Here is a 20,815-nt window from a genome sequence, read left to right as displayed (position 1 = left end):
TTTCCCTCTCAAGAAATCAGTTTTTCCAGATCATCGAGGGATAGACGTTTGAGGGCCTCCAGGGATTTAGCCAATTCATCCTGAACGGGCGACATTTCGACGCGCAAGGCCTCGATTCGCGCGCAGAACGCCTTGAGGGTATCGGTTTCGAACAGCTCCTTGAGCGGCACCTTGTCGCCCAGACGCTCCTTGATCCGCGTCACCACCAACGTCGCCAGCAACGAATGCCCGCCACGCTGGAAGAAGTTGTCCGCGAGGCCCACCTGCTCGACCTCCAGTACTTCCTGCCAGATCGTCGCCACCTCCCACTGCAAATCGCTTTGCGGCGGCTGATAGTGCTGCTGTGTCGGGCTGTCGCCCATCGTCATCAGCGCCTTGCGATCGAGCTTGCCGTTGGGGGTCAGCGGGATGGCGTCGATCAGGTGCAAATGGCCCGGCACCATGTGCGCCGGCAAGCGACTGGCCAGCGCATTGCGCACCTGTTCCGCCCATGCGTGCTGGTCCGCCACCGCTTGTGCCGCCACCACGTAGGCATGCAGGTGTTTGCCGGCAGCACCCTCCTGCGCGAGCACCACGGCTTCGCGGATTTCGTTGTGCTCCAGCAAGCGTGCTTCGATTTCGCTGAGTTCGATACGGAAGCCGCGGATCTTCACCTGATGGTCGGCGCGGCCGATGTACTCGATGTTGTCGTCATGGCCCTGGCGCACCAGATCGCCGGTGCGGTACAGGCGTTCGCCGTTGCTGGCGTACGGGTTCGGCACGAAGCGTTCGGCGGTCAGTGCCGCGCGCATCAGGTAACCCCGGGTCACACCGGCACCGCCCAGGTACAGCTCGGCGGGCACACCGCCCGGCAGCACTTGCAACTGGCTGTCGAGCAGATAGGCCACGGTATTCGGCAACGGTCGGCCGATGTTCGCCTGGCCCTGCGGGGTGCGCAGGGTGAAGGTCGAATAGGTGGTGTCTTCCGATGGTCCGTAGAGGTCGTAGACCTGCTGCACCGAGGTGCTCGCGTACAACGTGTCGACCAGACTTTGCTTGAGCGGTTCGCCGGCCAGATTGATGGTCGCCACCGACTGCGGAATCTGCCCGGCACGTTGCAGCGCAGCAATCGCCGACGGCACTGTGTTGATCAGGGTGACCTGTTCGCGGGCCGGCAGATCGGCCAGCGCCAGCGCGTTATCCGCCAGCACCAGACAACCACCGCAAGCCAGAGTGACGAAGATCTCCCAGACCGACAGGTCGAAGCAGATCGACGTCGACGCCAGCACGCCGCGCAACTGTTCTTCGCGATAGACCCCGGCCGACCACTGAATCAACGCCGACAGGTTGCCGTGGGTGATCGCCACGCCTTTCGGTTTGCCGGTGGAACCGGAGGTGTAGATGACGTACGCCAGATTCTGCGCCGTAATGTTCGCCAGCGGTGCACTGGCCGGGAAGGCGCTCAACACGCCCTCTTCCAGCAACAGCACCTGCGCACTCAGTGTCTCAGGCAACAGCGCCAGTGCGGCCGGTTCGGTGATCAGCACGGCGGCGCGGCTGTCGTCGAGCATGTGCAGCAAGCGTTCCTGCGGGTAATCCGGATCCAGTGGCACATACGCGCCACCGGCCTTGAGAATCGCCAACAGCGCCACGAGCATGTCCGGCGTGCGTCGCATGCACACACCGACACGCACCTCCGGCCCGACGCCCAGCGTTTGCAGCTTGTGCGCCAGGCGATTGGCCCTAGCATCGAGGCTTTGGTAATCGATCTGTTGTTCGGCGAACAGCACCGCGTGTGCTTGTGGCTGACGCTGCACTTGCGCGGCGAGGTGTTCCAGCACCGTGCGCGGGTCCGAGGCCGTGACGTCGGCCTTGCCCCAAGCGATCGCCTGTTGTCGCTGCGGTTCTGCGAGCAACTGCAACGCACCGAGCGGCTGACAAGCATCGGCGAGGAACTGCGTCAGCAGGCTCTCCAGTTGCGCGCTCAAACCGTTGATTGCCGTTGCATCGAAACTGGCCCGGTCGTAACTGATCCCCAGGCTCAGCTCGCGCCCGGTGACCGCCACCAGCGTCAACGGGTAGTTGGTCTGTTCCTGACGACGAATCGCCGAGAACGTCAGACCGGTGGCCGGGCCCTGCTGCAGCGCTTCGGCCATCGGGTAGTTTTCGAACACCAGAATGCTGTCGAACAATGCGCCGTTACCGGTACCGGCCCAACGCTGAATGTCGTAAAGCGGCGTGTGCTCGTGTTCGCGCAGCGCCAGATTGATGTCCTGCACCTGTTGCAGCCACTGGCTGACGACGATCTCGGCGGACGGCGCCGCGACCACCGGCAAGGTGTTGATGAACAGACCGATCTGTTGCTCCACGCCCGGCAAGTCCGTAGGACGCCCCGCGACCGTCGCGCCGAACGCCACGTGGTCCTGCCCGGTATAACGCTGCAACAGCACCAGCCACGCCGCTTGCACCAAGGTGTTGAGGGTGACTTTCTGCTCGCGGGCGAAGCGGTTCAGCTCCGCCGTCAGTGTCTCGCTGAATACGTGTTCGTGATCGGCGTAACCGCTGGCCGCGTGCTGCCCGCCTGACAAGGCATTGGCCAGACGCGTCGGCTCATCAAGATCAGCGAGGGCCGTTGTCCAGAAATCCCGGCTGGCCTGCTGATCGCGCTGCCCTAGCCATTCGATGTAATCGCGATAACGCCCCTGCCCGGCCGCCGGGGTCAGCCCTGCATAACGCTGCAGCACTTCGCCGAACAACTGCGAGGTACTCCAGCCGTCCATAAGGATGTGATGGCAGGTGTAGATCAGATGATGTGTGGTCTCATCCGTGCGCACCAGGGTCACCCGCAACAGCGGTGCGGCGGTCAGGTCGAAACCGCTGGCGAGATCGTCGCCGGCCAGTTGATCCAGCGCTGTGCCGAGGTCAGCACGACCGCGCCAGTCCTGCACGCTCCATGGCATCTGCGCATTCAGACGCACCACTTGTACTGCGGCGGCGGCATCCTGCGGCCAGACAAAAGCCGTGCGCAGGATCTCGTGGGCATCAACGGTTTGCTGCCAGGCCTGACGGAAGCGGTCGGCGTCGAGATTTTGCACATCGACGCGCAATTGGTTGGTGTACGCCGGACTGTCCGGATCGTTGACGCTGTGGAACAGAATGCCTTGCTGCATCGGCGACAACGGATAGAGGTCGACGATGTCGCGGGCCGGGATCGGCAGTGCCGAGAGTTGTGCCTGGGTCAGTGTCGCCAGACTGAAGTCCGACGGCGTCACAGCCGCCTCGCCGCTGTCGCAGCAATGTTCGATCAAACGCTCCAGCTCGCGACGATAGGCCTCGGCAAGCGCCTCGACGGTTTCGGCGCGGTACATGCCGGTGCCGAAGGTCCAGGTCAATTCCAGCTCACCGCCGTAGACCTGACCATCAACGCTCAGCCAGTTACCCAGCGGCGCCGCCGCGTCCTGATTGGCGCCGGTGCTCTCACCGCTCGGCACGAACAGCGCGCCGGCATCGGCGTTGAATGCGCCGTCGAACTGGCCGAGGTAGTTGAAGGTCACGCGCGGCTGCGGCAATCCCTGCAACTCGGCGGATCGGCTCAGGTAACGCAACACACCAAAGCCGATGCCTTTGCCCGGCACCCCACGCAATTGTTCCTTGATCGCACAGAGGGACGCACCCGGCGTCGCCTCGGGGGTCAGGCGTACCGGGAACAAGCTGCTGAACCAACCGACGGTGCGGCTCAGGTCGATGTCGTCGAACAGGTCTTCGCGACCATGACCTTCGAGCTGAATCAGTACCGAAGGCTGTTCGCTCCAATCGCACAACACCCGCGCCAGCGCCGTCAGCAACAGATCGTTGATCTGCGTGCGATACGCCGCCGGCGCGACTTTCAGCAGTTTGTGGGTCAGCGCCTGACTCAAGCGCGAGCTGGCCCGTGCCGCTTGGGCGCGGGCCTGGGTGTCCTCGGGGAAGTCGCGTGGCAGCTGCACGTCGCCCGCCTCCAGGGTTTGCCGCCAGTAGGCGCTTTCAGCGGCCAGCGCTTCGCTCTGCCCGTAACGATGCAGATGCTCGGCCCAGCTGTGCAGCGAGCTGCTTTTGCCCGGCAAGACCAGCGGCGTGCCCGCCGCCAACGCGGTGTAAGCGTGCTGCAGATCTTCCAGCAGAATGCGCCACGACACCCCGTCGACCACCAGGTGATGGATGACCAGCAACAGGCGTTGCTCAGCGTTCGGCAGATTCACCAGCACCGCCCGCACCAGGTGCCCCTGTTGCAGATTCAGACTGCGCTGGGCCACATCGACCAATGCCGGCAAAGCGCCCAGGCTGTCCAGCTCACGCACCCACAACAGCTCTGGATCACGCTGGGTCTGCGGCATTGCCTGCCAGACGTCGGCGCACGCCACGAAAGTCAGCGTCAAGGCTTCGTGCTGTTCGATCAGCGCCGCCAGCGCTGTACGCAGATGCATGGCGTCGAGCGACGTAGTCGGTTGCAACATCACCGACTGGTTCCAGTGCTGACGCTGGGCAATCGGAGTTTCGAAGAACCGCGCCTGAATCGGCAGCAATGGCAACGGTCCGCGAGCCGCCACTGGCGCAGTCGTGGCGGGTTTGGCTTCGATCAGTCTGGCCACAGCGGCCAGTTGGCCGATGGTCTGTTTTTCGAACAGTTGCTTGGGGCTCAGTTTGATGCCCTGGCGTTTGGCCCGGGCAATGATCTGCAGGCTGAGAATCGAATCACCGCCCAGTTCGAAGAAGTTATCGGTGCTGCCCACGCGTTCAAGCTTGAGCACATCGGCCCAGATCGCCGCGAGTTTTTCTTCGACTTCACCTTGCGGCGCAACGAAGTGCTGAGTGACCACGCCCGGCACCGGCAAGGCACGTTTGTCGAGTTTGCCGTTGGCGGTCAGTGGAAGGTGTTCCAGCAGAACGATTTGCGCCGGCACCATATAGTCCGGCAGGCACGCCTGCAATTGCTCGCGCAGCGCTTGCGCGGCTAACGAAACGCCTGCGACCGGCACACACCACGCCAGCAGTTGCAGACGCGTCGGGTCGTCATCCAGTGCCAGCGCCAGCACGGCGGCTTCACTGACGCCGTCCAGACCCAGCAGCACCCGCGCCACTTCCGCCGGCTCCACGCGATAACCGCGCACCTTGACCTGATCGTCGGCGCGGCCAATGAATTCCAGCGTTTGCTGACGATTGCGGCGTACGCGGTCGCCGCTGCGATACACCCGCGCACCCGGCGTACCGAACGGATCCGGGATAAAACGCTCGGCGGTCAGCCCCGGCTGGTTCAGGTAGCCCAGTGCGACGCTGTCGCCACCGATATACAACTCGCCGGCCACCTGATCGGCGACGTTGTTCAGCACATCGTCGAGCACGTAAACGTGAGCGCCGGCCAGTGCGCGACCGACCGGTACGCTGCGCGTCAGGGTCAGATCCCCGACTTCATGGGCCAACACGCCCACCGTGGTTTCGCTCGGCCCATAGTGATTGATGAGGCGGCAATCCGGTTTGAGCTGACGCACGCGCTCGACCAGCGCCGGCGAGCACGCTTCACCGCCGACGATCAGCGCGTGTTCCGGCAGCACGTCGGCCGCCCGCGAGGCCTGCAACAACGCGGCCAGATGACCGGGAACGATTTTCAGCATGCCCACTCGATGCGTGGCCATGTACTCGGCAAAGCGATCCGGATCGAAGCCCAGATCCTCCGGCAAGACATGCAGCAGACGCCCGGAACACAGCGCGCCGAACAGCACGGTAAAGCCCAGATCCGCAGCAATGGTCGAGACCAGCGCCATGCTGCTGTCCGCTGCCGGCGCCAGTCGCTCCAACACACCGCGCACATAACTGCCCAACGCGCCGTGGCTGACCAGTACGCCTTTCGGTTGCCCGGTGGAGCCGGAGGTGTGAATCACGTACGCCGGTGATTGCGCGCACAGCGTCACGGCGGGACAGGTGTCCGGCATGGACTGCCACTGCTGCGCTGCAAAGGCAATGCCCTGACAACCATCGACCGCCAGCGCGGACACGCGTGCATCGCCGTCGGCGCACAACAACACCCGCGCTTTCGCAGCGCCAAGCATCTGCTGCAAGCGTGCATCCGGCGCCTTGACGTCCAGCGGCATGTACACCGCGCCCGCCTTGAAGATCGCCAGCACACAGGTCAGCCAGTCCAGCGAACGCTCCATCAGCACCGCCACCGGTTGGCCGTCGCGCACGCCTTGGCCGCGCAAATGGTGGGCCAGTCGATTGGCTGACTGATCCAGCGCCTGATAACTCAAAGCCTGATTCAGGTCGCGCGCGGCCAGCGCTTCAGGCTGGCGGGCGACCTCACGATCCCAGTGCTGCAACACCGACAACGCCGGTTCGGCGGGTGCCGGGAGCGGCGCTGGCGAGATCTGCGCAACACTGTGCAACGGCGCTTGCGGCGCTTTCAGCAATTCGCTGAACAGACCGAGCAAGGCCGGCACAAAAGCTTCGACGGTTTCCGCCCGATAGAGGTCGCTGGCATAGGTCATCTGGCCGTGAATCAGCGTGCCGTCATCGGTAATGTCCAGCGCCAGATCGAAGTGAGTGCCATCCTTGTCCAGCGGATACTCGGCCACGCTCAGCCCGGGCAGCGCCATCGAACGCTGCTTCTGCATACCGACGTTCTGGTTGAACTTGGCCTGGAACAGCGGGTTGTGGCCCAAGGTGCGTTCTGCCACCAACTCGTCCACCAGTTGCTCGAAGGGCAACTCCTGATGCGCCTGCGCACCGAACGAGGCTTCACGCACCCGCGCCAGCAAATCCTCGAAACTGCCGCGCTCATCCACCTCGCATCGCAGCACCTGAGTGTTGACGAAAAAGCCGATCAGCCCTTCGACTTCAGCACGGCCACGGTTGGCATTCGGCACGCCGACGCGAATGTCACGCTGCCCGGCCTGTCGCGACAGGAACAGCGAGAACCCGGCCAGCACCAGCATGAACAGACTGATGCCCTGGCTACGGGCAAAGGCGTTGAGTTGCAGGGATAACGGCGCGCCGAAATCAAAACTCAGGGTCTGGCCCTCGAAGCTTTGCGTCAGTGGCCGAGCAAAGTCCGGTGCCACTTCCAGCAGCGGGTGCTCTTCACCCAGTTGCTGGCGCCAGTACTCGAGTTGGCGCTCACCCTCGCCGGCTTCCAGCCAGCGCCGTTGCCAGATCGCATAGTCGGCGTATTGCAGCGCCAGCGCTGGCAACTGCGGCTCGCGCGAAAGGCTGAAGGCCTGATAGCACTGGACGAATTCCTTGACCATCACGTCCATCGACCAGCCGTCGGAGACGATGTGGTGCATGCTCACCACCAGCACGAATTCTTCGTCGGCCAAGGCAAACAGACTGGCGCGCAGCAGCGGCCCGTGGCGCAAATCGAACGGTCGCGTCGTGACGGCCTGCACCTGTTGCGCCAATGCTGGCTCGCGTTCTGCTGCTGGCAGGCGGGTCAGGTCGATGCGTTCCACGGCCAGCGGTTGCTGCGCCAGAATCACCTGATGCGGTTGATCGCCGTCAGTCTGGAACACCGTGCGCAGCACTTCATGGCGCGCCAGCAGATGATCGAAGGAACGCTGCAGCGCCGCTTCGTCGAGGCGCCCGTTCAGGCGCAGGCCGGCGGCCATGTTGTAGGCCGCGCTCTGCGGTTCGAGTTGCCAGAGAAACAGCAGGCGCTGCTGAGCGAACGACAACGGAATCTGCGCGACATCGTGCCGACTGAGCGGCAGCGGCAACAGGCTGAAGTCCTTGCCGTCCGCGCGCAGCCTGGCCAGAAACAGCCGCCGCTGTTCCAGCGGCAAGCCGACGAACCTTTTCGCGATACGTTCCGCCATGGTGCCGCTCATACTTCCTCTCCTTCCAAAGCATTGATGAACTGATCCATGTCGGACCAGTCGTCGTCCGTTGTGCTGTCAGCCAGTTGCGCCAGCACCATCGCCAGTTCACCCAACACAGGTTTCTCGAACAGGCTGCGCAGCGGCAACACCACGCCCAAGCGGGTTTTGATGCGCGCGATCACCTGCGCGGCCAGCAACGAATGGCCGCCCAGTTCAAAGAAGTGATCATCCAGACCGACCCGCGCCACTTGCAGCACCTCTGCCCAGATCTGCGCCAGTTGTTGTTCGGTATCGGTTTGCGGCGGGCGATAGTCGCCTTGCAGTTGACTCGGATCCGGTGCCGGCAACGCCTTGCGATCAAGCTTGCCGCTCGGTGTCAGCGGCAGGTTCGCCAGCAACAGCAAGTGGCCCGGCACCATGTAGTCTGGCAACTGGGCTTGCAGGGCGGCGCGGATTTGCTGACGAAACGCCGCTTGCGTCGCCGCGCTGTCGAGCACGGCCTGCTCGCTGACCACGTAGGCCACGAGTTGCAAGCCACCGCTCAGGGGCACCGCGAGCACCACCGCTTCACGAACGCCGGAACATTGCTGGAGACGCGATTCGATTTCGCCCAGTTCAATGCGGAACCCGCGAATCTTCACTTGATGATCGACCCGACCGATGTACTCCACGGCGCCATCGGCGCGCAGTCGGGCACGGTCGCCGGTGCGGTACAGGCGCTGGCCATCGGCAAACGGATCGGCGATAAAGCGCTCGGCGCTAAGCATCGGCTGACGGTGATAACCCCGCGCCAGGCCCGGACCACCGATGTACAACTCACCCACCGCGCCTTGCGGCAGCAGGTTCAGATCATCGTCGAGCACGTACAGGCGTCGCGCGTCGAGACCGTGACCGATCGGGATGCCGCGCCACGACACCGCATCCGCCGTCAGTGCCGTGCAATCGTGAACGGTCGACACCACCGTGGCCTCGGTTGGCCCGTAAGTATTGAGCAAGCGCACATGGCCCAACCCGGCCTGTTGCCCCAGGCGCAGACCGTCCACGGCCATCGCCTCGCCACCGACATGGATCTGCCGTAACGCAGCAAATCCGCCCGGTGGATTGGCGGCATATTCCTGCACCAGCCAATACCAGTAAGCGGCGGGCAAATCGGCCAAGGTGATGCGGTGATCGACAATCACTTGATGCAACGCCGCGCTGTCCCACAACCGCGCATCGCGCAGGACGACTGCGGCGCCGTGGCACAACGGCGGGAAAAACTGCTCGACGAAACCGTCGAAACTGCTGGTGGCGAACTGCAGGACCCGGTCGCTTTCGCGCAGGTCGCTGTAATCGATGGCGCGGGCGATGAACTCGCTCAGCGCGCCGTGGCTGACCGCAACACCTTTCGGGCGCCCGGTGGAACCGGAGGTGTAAATCACATAGGCGAGGTTTTGCGCGGCGATCGTCACCGGCAGATTGTCGGCGTGATCACGGTCGGCCAGTTGCTCCAGGCACAGGCAATCGACGTCATCCAGATCCGGCAGGCTGGCGAGGCTGGCGTGATCGGTCAGCAGCAGTTTCAGGCCACTGTCATCGAGTACGTGGCGCAAGCGTTCGGCCGGGGTTTGCGGATCCAGCGGCACGTAGGCGCCGCCGGCCTTGAGCACCGCCAGCAACGCCACCGCCAGTTCCAGCGAACGACCCAACGCCACGCCGACCAGTACGTCCGGGCCGACACCGCGAGCGCGCAACTGATGAGCCAGACGATTGCTGCGGCTGTTCAAGTCGGCATAGCTGAGGGACGGCGACGGTTCGCTCGCGAGAATCACCGCCGCTGCCTGCGGCGTGCGCGCCACTTGCGCCTCAAACAGGCTCTGCACACTGGCGAAAACCGTTTCTGCCTCGGTGGCCTGAATCAATTGTGCACGCTCATCATCCGCCAGCAGCGCAACGTCGCCGATCAATTGCTGCGGATCGCGGCACACGGAGGCGAGGATGTTGCGCCAGTGCCCGGCCATGGCGGCGATAGTCGCGGCATCAAAAATATCGGTGGCGTAGGTGAAGGCCGCGAACAACTGCTCGCCCTCCTCGCGGGTGTCGAGCATCAGGTCACTGGTGGCGGCATGTTGGCGACCGCTGCCGGCCAGTTGTTCTTCGGTCAGATAGCCCACCTGCAACCCCGATTCCAGCTGCACCTGCTGCAAATCGGTCACCAGCGGCTGGTGGTTGAACATCACCTGAAACAGTGGATTGTGGCTTTGGCTGCGCGCCGGTTGCAGGGCTTCGATCAAGGCGTCGAAGGGCAGATCCTGATGAACCTGGGCACCGAGCGCAGCCTGACGCAGGCTCTGCAACAGATCGGCAAAACGGGTTTGCGCGGTGACTTCGCTGCGCAGAATCTGCGTGTTGACGAAGAAGCCGATCAGCCCTTCGGTTTCGCTGCGCGTGCGATTGGCAATCAGCCCGCCAACGCGGATGTCGGTCTGGCCGCTGTAGCGATGCAGCAACGTTTTGAACGCGGCCAGCAACACCACGAACAGCGTCACGCCCTGACGCTGGGCGAGGCTTTTCAGCTCCTGGCGCAGCGCTGCATCAATGATCGTTTCCAGGCGCGCGCCCTGATGGCTGGATTGCGCCGGATAGGCGCGATCAGTCGGCAGTTCAAGCACTGGATGCTCGTCGCCGAGCTGCGCACGCCAGTAATCCAGTTGCCGCTCGCGCTCACCGGCCTCCAGCCAGCTGCGCTGCCACAGGGCGTAATCGCGGTAATGCACGGTCAGCGCCGGCAGCGCCGGCTCGCGCCCCGCCACCAGCGCATCGTAGGTGCGCATGAATTCGTCGATCAGAATATTCATCGACCAGCCATCGGCGATGATGTGGTGCAAGGTCAGCAGCAACACATGCTCCTGCTTGGCCAGGCGCAATAAACGCAGGCTCAGCAGCGGGCCGTTTTCCAGGTCGAACGCCTGCGTGGCTTCCGCCATCATGTGCTGCTGCGCCAGCGGCCAGCGCTGGGCCTCGGGCACTGCACTGAGATCGGTGACCGGCAGTTTCAACGGCTGCGGTTCGGCGACCCGCTGAAACGCGCGCTCACCTTCCTGACCGAAGGTGGTGCGCAAGCACTCGTGCCGCGCCGCCAGCAGACTGAACGCCTGCTCCAGCGCCTGCACTTGCAGGTCGCCCGTCAGGCGCACCGCCATCGGCAAGTTGTAAGCGGCACTGTGCGGGTCCAGTTGCCAGAGAAACCACATGCGCTGCTGGGCATACGAAAGCCCGTCGCGCTCGGCGATCCCGTCACAGGCAGTCATGGGCAGCTGCGCAAAATCGATGCCCTCACGGGCCATGCCGGCGAGGAACAAACGGCGTTTGTCCTGTGGCAGTTCGATAAAACGGCGGGCTAGTTTCTGGGCGTCTGCGGCATTCATGCATGGGGTCCTTGCTGATCGGCGGCGTGACCAGGAGACCCGGTCGTATCAACAAGAACGAATGACAAACGTGATGATTTAGCGCACTGGCGCAACAACGGCCCGACGGTAGGCACACAAATGCCGAAGCCGGTACGAGACCGGCTTCGGCAGCTTTACCAACAGGCGCGGGGATGGCTCAGAGCGGTCCCTGTGAATGCCCTTCAGCCATGGCGACAATCACTTTGCGCGGCCCTTCGAACGGCGAGCGCGCGTGCGCCGAGAGCATGTTGTCGAGCATCAGCACATCGCCTTCCTGCCAGGGGAAACTGATCGCGCACTCGTCGAGCACTGCACGAATCTGCGCCAGCACTTCATCTTCAATGGCCGAGCCATCGCCGTAATACACGTTACGCGGCAAGTCTTCCTCGTCGACGATGTCCAGCAGGCTTTCGCGCACTTCCGCTTGCAGGTTGGAAATGTGGAACAGGTGCGCCTGATTGAACCAGACGTTGTCGCCAGTCACGGGATGCACCGCCACCGCCTGACAAGTCTGGCGGGTGCGCAATTCACCGTCGTCCTTCCATTCGCAAACAATGCCGTGAGCCTTGCAGTAGGCCTCGACGACCTCACGATCTTCGGTGTTGAAGACATCTTCCCACGCCACATCCAGGCCATTGCCGAAGTTGCGCACATACATCAGCCCTTTACTGACGAAGCGCTCGCGAATCGCCGCCGGAATGCGCCGATAGACTTCACGGCTGTCGGCAATCGGCGTCTCGCCACCCGATTTCGCGGCGATCATGCTGTAGAACCAGATCTTCATCGGCCAGTCGCGGGAATAGGCCTGCTCGTTGTGCAGCGGAATGCTCTGGTGCGCCGGGTATTCGGTGGAGGTGTAAACGCCCTGCGTCACGTTGGTACGTGGCGTCGAGCCAAATTCATAGTTCAACAGCGGATGGCCGAAACTGGCCGCGAATTGACGGAACTGCTCGGCACCGTGCAACCGGAAACCACGGAACAGCACCCCACCGTCGCGCAGCAGGTGTTCGTCCACCAATTCTTTCAATTCATCGAACACCGCCAACAGCTCGGTGTCCGCATCGGTCGCTTCCACCAACAACGGCAAGCGCCCCCGTTGCGGCAGCAGTGGCCGAACGGAAAATCCCACAGCAACAGCCATGACTGGCCTCCTGTAATCACTCGATAGGTGAACCGCGCTAAAAGGCCGGTGCCACCGCCTGCGCATGACGGCGGTGATGGACTTCCAGATGGGTCTTGATCGTGCGGATCACCCGGGCTTCGTGTTCATGAATGAAGAAATGCCCGCCGGTCATCATGTCCACGGAAAAACTGCCCAGGGTTTCCTTGCTCCAGCCAATCAGTTGCTCGGTGGTCGCGCGGTCTTCCTTGCCGCCCAGCACATGCACCGGGCAATTGAGCAACGGCCGCTGCGCCGGCGTGAAACGCCCGCACATCATGAAGTCGGCGCGCAGCACCGGCAGGGTCAGGCTCATCAGTTCCTTGTTGGCCAGCACTTCTTCGCTGGTGCCCTGGAAAGTACGCAGTTGCTCGATCAATTCCTCATCGCTGCGCGCTTCGGCAAAGCCGCGATCGTAGTCGCTGCGCATCGTCGGCGCGGCCGTGCCGGAAGCGAACAACGCCACCGGTTCCGGTACTCCGAGCTCGCGAAAGGCATGCGCCATCTCGCACGCCAGCAGCGCACCGAGGCTGTGCCCGAACAGCGCATAAGGCGTCTGCAGGCCGGGTTTGTGCTCGCGGGCCAATTGCCGGGCCAGGGCACGCATGTCGATTTGCAGGGGTTCGTCGAAACGGGCACCGCGCCCGGGCAGCTCCACCGGTTGCAAGTGCAGCCACGACGGCAGTTGGCGCCGCCAGCGGCTGTAGACCATGGCGCTGGCGCCCGAATAGGGCAGGCACAGCAGTGTCAGCTTTGTCACCGCGTTTACCTCAATAGGGTTATCTGTAAAAGAGAACGGATGAGGTGGTGCGGGAATTAGTCGGTGAGCCGATCACTGCAGATGACGGGAACGCTGCAGCGCCGAAGCCACAGCCACTGCCGGGGCCGGTCATGGCGACCGGCATCCAGCCATTCGTCGAAAACCCTGCACACCTGTCAGACCTGACAGGTGCGCAGGCTGGCGAAAAAGCGCTTTCATAAACCCGACGTTACCCAGGCAGGCACTCGCCGGCCGGGAACATTGCCGGGAGCCGACGACTTCGTTCAGTGTCCTGAGGCAAGCGCCTGAGACAGGAGCCCACCATGAATGAGTCGACAATCACCCCACAACCGCGCAGCGCAGTTGCACCCTTTGTTGTACGCAGCCTTTTTTGCCCTTCACCCACACGTATTGATGAAGCCCTGGGTAAAGAAGTCAACGAACGACTGATGGCGTGGGTACCCAGCGTGGGTATTTTTGCCGGTAAACACGAAAAACTGCGTGCCAGCGACTTCGGCCGTTACGCGATGTTGTGCCATGCCGACACGGACGATCCGGACAGGTTGCTGCTCGCTGCGCAATGTTTCGCGGCACTGTTCGCCGTGGATGACCATTATTGTGACGACCCGTCGCTCGGTGGCCGCCCCGAGAAAGTCGCCGAAATGCTGTCGTTCGCGATTACGGCAATCGATCCGGTGTATTTGCCTGCGCCGTTTGATGAAGAACTTTCGCAACAACAAACGCGCGACCCGGTGATCAGGGGCTTGCTGTCTTACATGAAACGCGTGGGGCAGTTCTGCACCCCCTCACAAGTGGCACGAGTACGGCAAATCACCATCGCCATGTTCGTCACCATGGCGGCCGAAGCGCCGTGGCGTATTTACGGCACCCAACCCACTGTTGCCGAATATCTGGCCAGCCGACAGGTCAACAGTTTCTGGCCGTGCCAGGTTCTGATCGACGCCATTGGTGGCTACGAAGTCCCTGCCAACCTGTATTCCGACCCACAGATTCACCGCATCAGCGCCTTGGCAGCACTGGCCACGACGCTGGTCAATGACTTGTATTCCGCTTACAAGGAACACCTTAAAGAAACGGGAGACTTCAAGCTTCCCTACCTTCTGGCGGCCAGGCATAACTGCTCGCTTCAAGAGGCCATCGATAAAGCAGCGGATATCCATGATGCCGTCATGCAGGACTACTCAACGCTCGAAAAGCAACTGCTGAGCCATGCCACGCCGTTGATTGAACGCTATCTGAAGGGCTTGACCACTTGGGTAGCGGGTAACCGGGAATGGCATAAACACAGTGCGCGTTACCACATCTGAGCGATGATTTTAGAAAGCGCCCCCCTCTCAAGGCATCTCTGCCAGGAGCAACAGAAGCTTTTTCACTGAACTCTCGCCTGCGCTGGCCAGTCAGCTATTCATGACAATCGCTTCAGGCCCGGACATTCATGCAGATATCGCTCGCCCGCCAGGTTGCCCTCGTCACCGGCGCCAGCTCCGGCATCGGTCAGGCCGCTGCCCAAGCCCTCGCCGCTGCCGGCGCGGCAGTGGTCATCAACTACAATCGCCAGGCAGAACCTGCCGAAGCCCTGGCCCGGCAAATCATCGCTGACGGTGGGCAGGCCATCGCCCTCCGCGCTGATGTATCGAAGGAAGACGAGGTGGAGCGGCTGTTCGCCGAAACCCTCGACGCTTTCGGTTCGCTGGATATTCTGGTGGCCAACTCGGGCCTGCAAAAAGACGCCGCCGCTGTCGACATGACCCTCGACGACTGGAACGCGGTGATCGGCGTCAACCTCACCGGGCAGTTCCTCTGCGCCCGCGCCGCCCTGCGCATCTTCAAACGTCAGGGCGTTCGTGAAGGTGTGTCCCGCGCGGCCGGCAAGATCATTCACATGAGCTCGGTGCACCAGCGGATTCCCTGGGCCGGGCACGTCAATTACGCCGCGTCCAAGGGCGGCGTCGATCAGTTGATGCAGACCCTCGCACAGGAAGTCAGCCACCAACGCATTCGCATCAACGGCATCGCACCGGGGGCGATTCGCACGGCGATCAATCAAGACGCCACCGAGGGCGCAGCCGGCGAAAAACTGCTTGAACTGATTCCCTACGGGCGCATCGGCGATGCAGAAGACGTCGCCAACGCGGTGGTCTTTCTAGCTTCCGATGCTTCCGACTACATCGTCGGCACCACCCTGTTCATCGACGGCGGCATGAGCCTCTATCCGGAGTTTCGCGGCAATGGCTGAGCATCACCTGGAACGACAAAGCCCGATCGACGCCCACGGCATCATCGGTGACATGCGCAGTGCGGCATTGGTCAATGACCGGGGCAGCGTGGATTTCTTCTGCTGGCCGGAGTTCGACAGCCCGTCGATTTTCTGCGCGTTGCTGGATACCCCCGACGCGGGGATTTTCCAGTTGGCGCCGGATTTGCCCGATGCCCGCCGCGAGCAGATTTACCTGCCTGACACCAATGTCCTGCAAACCCGCTGGCTGAGTGAGCACGCTGTGGTCGAAGTCACCGATCTGCTGCCGGTGGCGGACAATCCGGATGATCTGCCGCTGTTGATGCGCCGGGTGCGCGTGGTCAGCGGCGAAGCGACCTTTCATGTACGTTGCGCCGTGCGCCATGACTACGCCCGCGCCGACACGCGCGCGCGGATGGACCAGCAATCGGTGATTTTCAGTGCCGAGGGCCAGCCCTCGATGCGCCTGACTTCGGATCAGCCGCTGCACATCGAAACCCACGCCGCGCTGGCCTCGTTTACCTTGAAACAGGAGCAGACCGCCGCGTTTCTGCTCGGCGGCGAAGACGATCCACGCTTCGAGGAAGGCGCCGCACACCTTTGCATGGCGCGCACGCTGAAGTTCTGGCGCGACTGGATCGGTCAGTCGATTTACCGCGGACGCTGGCGGGAAATGGTCCACCGCTCCGCCCTCGCCCTCAAGCTGCTGACCTCGCGCCAACACGGCGCCATCCTCGCCGCCGCCACGTTCGGCCTGCCGGAAACGCCTGGCGGCGAACGCAACTGGGATTACCGCTACACGTGGATCCGCGACGCATCCTTCACGGTGTACGCCTTCATGCGCCTGGGCTTTGTCGCAGAAGCCAATGACTACATGCGCTGGTTGCGCGGGCGGGTCAGCGATTGCTGCGGCAAGCCGATGAAGTTGAACATTCTGTACGCCATCGATGGCCGCCAGGAATTGCCGGAAACCGAGCTGTCGCACCTGTCCGGTCACGGCGGCGCGCAACCGGTGCGCATCGGCAATGGCGCATACGACCAGGTTCAGCTGGATATCTTTGGCGAACTGATGGACGCGGTGTATCTGGTCAACAAGTATGGCGACGCGATTTCCCACGAAGGCTGGCAACACGTGCGCGAAGTGGTCGATCAGGTCTGTGAGACCTGGCAGACCACGGATGTAGGCATTTGGGAAATGCGCGGTGAGCAACATCACTTTCTGCACTCGCGACTGATGTGCTGGGTGGCGCTGGACCGGGCGATCCGGCTGGCCTCGAAGCGCTCGCTGCCGGCAGCGTTTGCGCAATGGGATTCGACCCGGCAGGCGATCTACGCCGACATCTGGGACAACTTCTGGAACGAAGAGCGCGGGCATTTCGTCCAGTACAAGGGCGGCACGGCACTGGACGGTTCGATGTTGTTGATGCCGCTGGTGCGATTCGTCAGCGCCAAGGATCCACGCTGGCTCTCAACCCTTGAGGCGATCGAAAGGACCCTGGTGCGCGACGGCATGGTCTACCGCTATCGCAATGACGACAGCAATATCGATGGCCTGGCCGGCACCGAAGGCGCCTTCGCCGCGTGCTCGTTCTGGTACGTCGAATGCCTGGCCCGCGCGGGGCAGGTTGAAAAAGCCCATCTGGAGTTTGAGCAATTGCTGCGCTATGCCAACCCGCTGGGCCTGTATGCCGAAGAATTCGACAGCCATGGCCGCCACTTGGGCAATACGCCACAAGCGCTGACACATCTGGCACTGATCAGTGCGGCGAGCTTTCTGGATCGACGCTTGAGCGGGGAAAAGAGTGAGTGGCAACCGTAATCTTCGCCAGCGACTGTAGGAAATACCGCACAAAACACTGACTTTGTAGGATCCCTGTAGCGTGGGACTGAAGTCCCGCCGGGCTGCGCAGCAGGCCCCAAACCACCCGATGTATTCCTCCAGAAGTACCGCGGCTGCTGACGTTGGGGCCGCTGCGCAGCCCACCGTGGATAAATTCCCTCGCCACAGTCGGGCATCTCTGCGGACTACAGCGGTTCAACATCGCCCACGTCAGCCCTCCCCTGCAACTCGCAGTCACACCCGGAAATACCCTGTTGCCAGCTGTTACATCCACCCCTACCATCCACCGCAACGGGCACAGCGGAGCTGTCCAATAAAACCCGAATTCAAGGAATCAGAATGAGCCAGCACGTCCAGCGCACCATCGACACGCCCCTTCGCAGCGGCCTGACCCGTACCCAGCTCTGGGATGCTGCGGACAAAGGCCTGATCAAATGCTGGGAAATCGGCCGCCAGCGCGCCACCCGCTTCCCCGACCTCGCGCAACAATGTCTCGCCGGTGAACTGCCCGTGCTTGGCTGGAAAGGTGGCGTGAGTCGCAGCCTGAAGAAAAACGAGAAATACGGCTCGCTGAAATATCTGGCGCAGTGGCAAGGCTTGCGCGGCGAGGATCTGGATATCGATTTGAGTGAAGAGCGCTCGCTGACCTGCTCGCGAACGAAGATGCGGGTGACGTTTACCCCGGATCGGACGAAGTATTTCAATCAGGTGGCGGAAGCCGAGGCCTGACTCCAGGCATTACCGATCGACTGCAACGCTAACCGAAAACCGCTCCCGATAAGCCTGCGGCGTCACCCCGATCGCCCGCAGAAAGCTGCGCCGCAAGGTCTCTTCACTGCCAAACCCGCAATTGGCCGCGATGCGTTTGACCGGCAGGCCGGTGTCACTCAACAGGCGCCTTGCGGTTTCGACACGGATCAACTCGATCGCCCGCGCCGGAGTCTGGCCGGTGTCGGCGCGGTAGTGGCGGACGAAACTGCGTTCGCTCATGCCGGCTTGCTCGGCCAGGGTCGGGACGCCGAGGTCGCAGGTGAGGTTCTCGGCGATCCACGCGTGCAACTCATCAAAACGGTTGCCCTGATTCTGCAACGACAAGGTCACGCTGAACTGCGATTGACCACCGGGACGCTTGAGGAACACCACCAGATGGCGGGCGACGTCCAGGGCGATATCGCTGCCCAGATCTTCTTCAACCATCGCCAAGGCCAGATCGATACCGGCCGTGACCCCCGCCGAGGTCCAGACCGGGCCGTCGTTGATGAAGATCGGATTGGCCTCGACGTGCAGTTGCGGATGCTGCTGCGCCAGTTGCTCGCAGCGGGTCCAGTGGGTCACCACGCGGCGGCCGTCGAGCCAGCCACTGGCGGCCAGCAGAAATGCGCCGGTACACACCGAAGCCACGCGTCGACATTTACCGGCATGTTTGCGCACCCAGTCCACCAACAGCAGATCTTCGGCCGCCGGATAAATACCCCAACCGCCGGCGATGATCAGCGTATCGCTGGGCCCATCGGGTAACGGTTCGGCCAGCACCGCCAACCCAGCCGAGGACATCACCGCCCCGCCGCCGCTGGCAATCACGCTCGGCGCATACGCAATGGGCAAACCGCGCTGACGGGCGATGTCGTTGGCCGAGGCGAACACCTGCAACGGGCCGGTGACATCGAGAATCTGCATATTGGCAAACGCGAGTACGTGAATGGCTTTAGGCATTTGGCGTAATTCGTGGGGTGATTGGCGTATGCGCCAGAACCTACGCGCCTACAGTGAAGCCGTCCAGCCCTTTTCATGGAGTAAACACGATGACGCTGCAGATCGGTTTTCTGTTGTTTCCACAGGTTCAGCAACTCGACCTGACCGGACCCTACGACGTGCTCGCCTCGCTACCGGGTGTGCAGGTGCACTTGATCTGGAAGGATTTGATGCCGGTCACCGCCAGCACCGGTCTGCTGTTGAAACCGAGCACTACCTTCGAGGACTGCCCGGATCTGGACGTGATCTGTGTGCCGGGTGGGGGTGGCGTCGGGGCGTTGATGGAAGACGAGCAGACGCTGAGCTTCATCAAACGTCAGGCCGCCCAGGCGAAGTACGTGACATCGGTGTGCACCGGCTCGCTGGTACTCGGCGCGGCGGGTTTGTTGCAAGGCAAACGCGCAACCACGCATTGGGCGTATCACGAATTGCTGCCAGCGCTGGGTGCGATTGCGGTGAAGGATCGGGTGGTGCGTGATGGCAATCTGTTCACCGGTGGCGGGATCACGGCGGGAATTGATTTCGCCTTGGTGCTGGCTGAAGAGTTGGTGGGTGCCGACGCGGCGCAACTGATCCAGTTGCAATTGGAATATGCCCCGGCACCGCCGTTCAATTCGGGCAGCCCGGAGACTGCGCCGGGTGCAGTTGTCGATGAAGCCCGTTTGCGGGCAGCCCCATCGCTGAAGCTGCGCACGGAAATCACCGAGCGCGCGGCAGCGAGGCTCAACTTGCGCTGAATTCTCAGCCATCCACAAAACCCTTGGTGCAATACAAATCCATGTGGGAGCAGGCTTGCTCGCGAATAGGGAGGATCAGTCGACATCTCTGTTGCCTGACACAGCGCATTCGCGAGCAAGCCCGCTCCCACATTTGGCTTTGTGTATAGCCCCTCGTTTCCTGTCACCTTCACTTGTCCCCACGCCCCCACCCGTGTAGAAAGCCCTTCCACACATTCTGTACAGGGACTTTCGATGAAGGCTTTGCCATGGCTCTATCTGGCGCTTCTCAGCCTCGGTTACGGATGGGCGCTGAGCTACGGTCACCTCGGTTGGTTGGCGCTGATTTCCGTCGCTCTATTGGTGTTCGCCGGGATTGCCGTGCGCCAACAACGGGTGCCGGTCGTACGTTTTCTTGGTCATGGCCTGTTCATCGTGCTGGCGGTGGCGCTGGCTTTGCACTGGCTGCCCGGGTTTGCCAACGGTCGCGCCATCGATCCGCAACGCTTCACCGACAACGCCGTACCGTTCTCGATGTACCTGAACCTCGATAAACCGCTGATCGGCTTCTGGCTGTTGCTGGTGTGCCCGTGGATTGTCGGGCGCCGTTCGTTGCGCCTGAGCGTGTACGCCACCGCCCTCGCCCTGACGTTGTGCGCGGTTCTGGCCCTCGGCGGCGCGCTGTTGCTGGGCGTGATCGCCTGGGCACCGAAGTGGCCGGATCAGGCGTGGCTGTGGGTGCTGAACAACCTGCTGCTGGTGACTCTGGTCGAGGAAGCGCTGTTTCGCGGTTATATCCAGGGCGGTCTCAGCCAGCGCTTGAAACATGTGCCTTACGGCGACAACCTTGCCCTGCTGCTGGCCGCGCTGCTGTTCGGTCTGGTGCACGCCGGCGCCGGCTGGACCTGGGTGCTGCTGGCAGGGCTGGCGGGCGTCGGCTATGGTCTGGCCTACCGTTTTGGTGGACTCGGCGCGGCGATCGCTACGCATTTCGGCCTGAACCTGCTGCATTTCGGCTTGTTCACCTATCCGATGCTCGCTGGCTGAAGCAAGCGCCGTTTTGCGACGCCGTGCTGA

11 protein-coding genes are annotated in these 20,815 nt (G+C 62.6%); 6 read left to right on the top strand and 5 right to left on the bottom strand.

Annotated elements, in window-relative coordinates; all coding sequences use genetic code 11:
* Window positions 1–8: 8 nt before the first annotated feature.
* From ACM6IV_RS04825 to ACM6IV_RS04810, 4 genes are all read right to left on the bottom strand, one after another.
* Window positions 9–7,835 carry an amino acid adenylation domain-containing protein gene (locus ACM6IV_RS04825; protein WP_414868947.1) on the bottom strand — a complete coding sequence of 2,609 codons (7,827 nt, stop codon included), beginning with the start codon at window positions 7,833–7,835 and terminating at the stop codon, window positions 9–11.
* Window positions 7,832–11,233, bottom strand: a complete 3,402-nt coding sequence (locus tag ACM6IV_RS04820) for an amino acid adenylation domain-containing protein (RefSeq protein ID WP_414868946.1) — start codon at window positions 11,231–11,233, stop codon at window positions 7,832–7,834. The genes ACM6IV_RS04825 and ACM6IV_RS04820 overlap by 4 nt, the downstream gene beginning before the upstream one ends.
* A 178-nt stretch (window positions 11,234–11,411) precedes the next feature.
* Entirely contained in the window at window positions 11,412–12,395 is a 984-nt protein-coding gene (locus tag ACM6IV_RS04815) for a TauD/TfdA family dioxygenase (protein ID WP_414868945.1), read from the bottom strand.
* A 37-nt stretch (window positions 12,396–12,432) separates the two neighbouring features.
* On the bottom strand, window positions 12,433–13,173 hold the full coding sequence (locus ACM6IV_RS04810; RefSeq protein ID WP_414868944.1) for a thioesterase II family protein: 741 nt from the start codon (window positions 13,171–13,173) through the stop codon (window positions 12,433–12,435).
* Between the two features lie 323 nt (window positions 13,174–13,496).
* Here ACM6IV_RS04810 and ACM6IV_RS04805 point away from each other — a divergent pair, with 323 nt between their 5' ends.
* The 4 genes from ACM6IV_RS04805 to ACM6IV_RS04790 all read left to right on the top strand — a co-directional run bounded on the left by ACM6IV_RS04805 (window position 13,497) and on the right by ACM6IV_RS04790 (window position 17,999).
* A complete protein-coding gene (locus ACM6IV_RS04805) occupies window positions 13,497–14,501 on the top strand; it encodes a terpene synthase family protein (protein ID WP_414868943.1) in 1,005 nt (334 codons plus the stop codon).
* Between the two features lie 128 nt (window positions 14,502–14,629).
* Complete coding sequence (locus ACM6IV_RS04800) at window positions 14,630–15,430, top strand: glucose 1-dehydrogenase (RefSeq protein ID WP_414868942.1); 801 nt, start codon at window positions 14,630–14,632, stop codon at window positions 15,428–15,430.
* Entirely contained in the window at window positions 15,423–17,249 is a 1,827-nt protein-coding gene (locus ACM6IV_RS04795; RefSeq protein ID WP_414868941.1) for a glycoside hydrolase family 15 protein, read from the top strand. Before ACM6IV_RS04800 ends, ACM6IV_RS04795 begins: the two co-directional genes overlap by 8 nt.
* Window positions 17,250–17,609: 360 nt before the next feature.
* The gene (locus tag ACM6IV_RS04790) at window positions 17,610–17,999 is read left to right on the top strand and encodes a hypothetical protein (protein WP_414868940.1); all 390 of its coding nucleotides are present in this window, start codon (window positions 17,610–17,612) and stop codon (window positions 17,997–17,999) included.
* A gap of 9 nt (window positions 18,000–18,008) precedes the next feature.
* Here the strand turns inward: ACM6IV_RS04790 and ACM6IV_RS04785 are convergent, their stop codons facing one another.
* On the bottom strand, window positions 18,009–18,983 hold the full coding sequence (locus ACM6IV_RS04785; RefSeq protein WP_414868939.1) for a GlxA family transcriptional regulator: 975 nt from the start codon (window positions 18,981–18,983) through the stop codon (window positions 18,009–18,011).
* 89 nt (window positions 18,984–19,072) lie between these two features.
* Here ACM6IV_RS04785 and inhA point away from each other — a divergent pair, with 89 nt between their 5' ends.
* Both inhA and ACM6IV_RS04775 read left to right on the top strand, forming a co-directional pair.
* Window positions 19,073–19,759 (top strand): isonitrile hydratase, encoded by a 687-nt coding sequence (inhA, locus tag ACM6IV_RS04780; RefSeq protein ID WP_414868938.1) that lies wholly within the window; start codon window positions 19,073–19,075, stop codon window positions 19,757–19,759.
* A gap of 234 nt (window positions 19,760–19,993) precedes the next feature.
* Window positions 19,994–20,785, top strand: coding sequence for a lysostaphin resistance A-like protein (locus ACM6IV_RS04775; protein WP_414868937.1), 792 nt, complete (start codon window positions 19,994–19,996; stop codon window positions 20,783–20,785).
* The last annotated feature ends 30 nt before the right edge of the window (window positions 20,786–20,815 follow it).

The organism is Pseudomonas sp. IT-347P, assembly GCF_949768005.1.
In the GTDB taxonomy this organism is placed as follows: Bacteria; Pseudomonadota; Gammaproteobacteria; order Pseudomonadales; family Pseudomonadaceae; genus Aquipseudomonas.
Note: the sequence above shows the minus strand (reverse complement) of the source record. Positions and strands in the feature narration are given on the sequence as shown.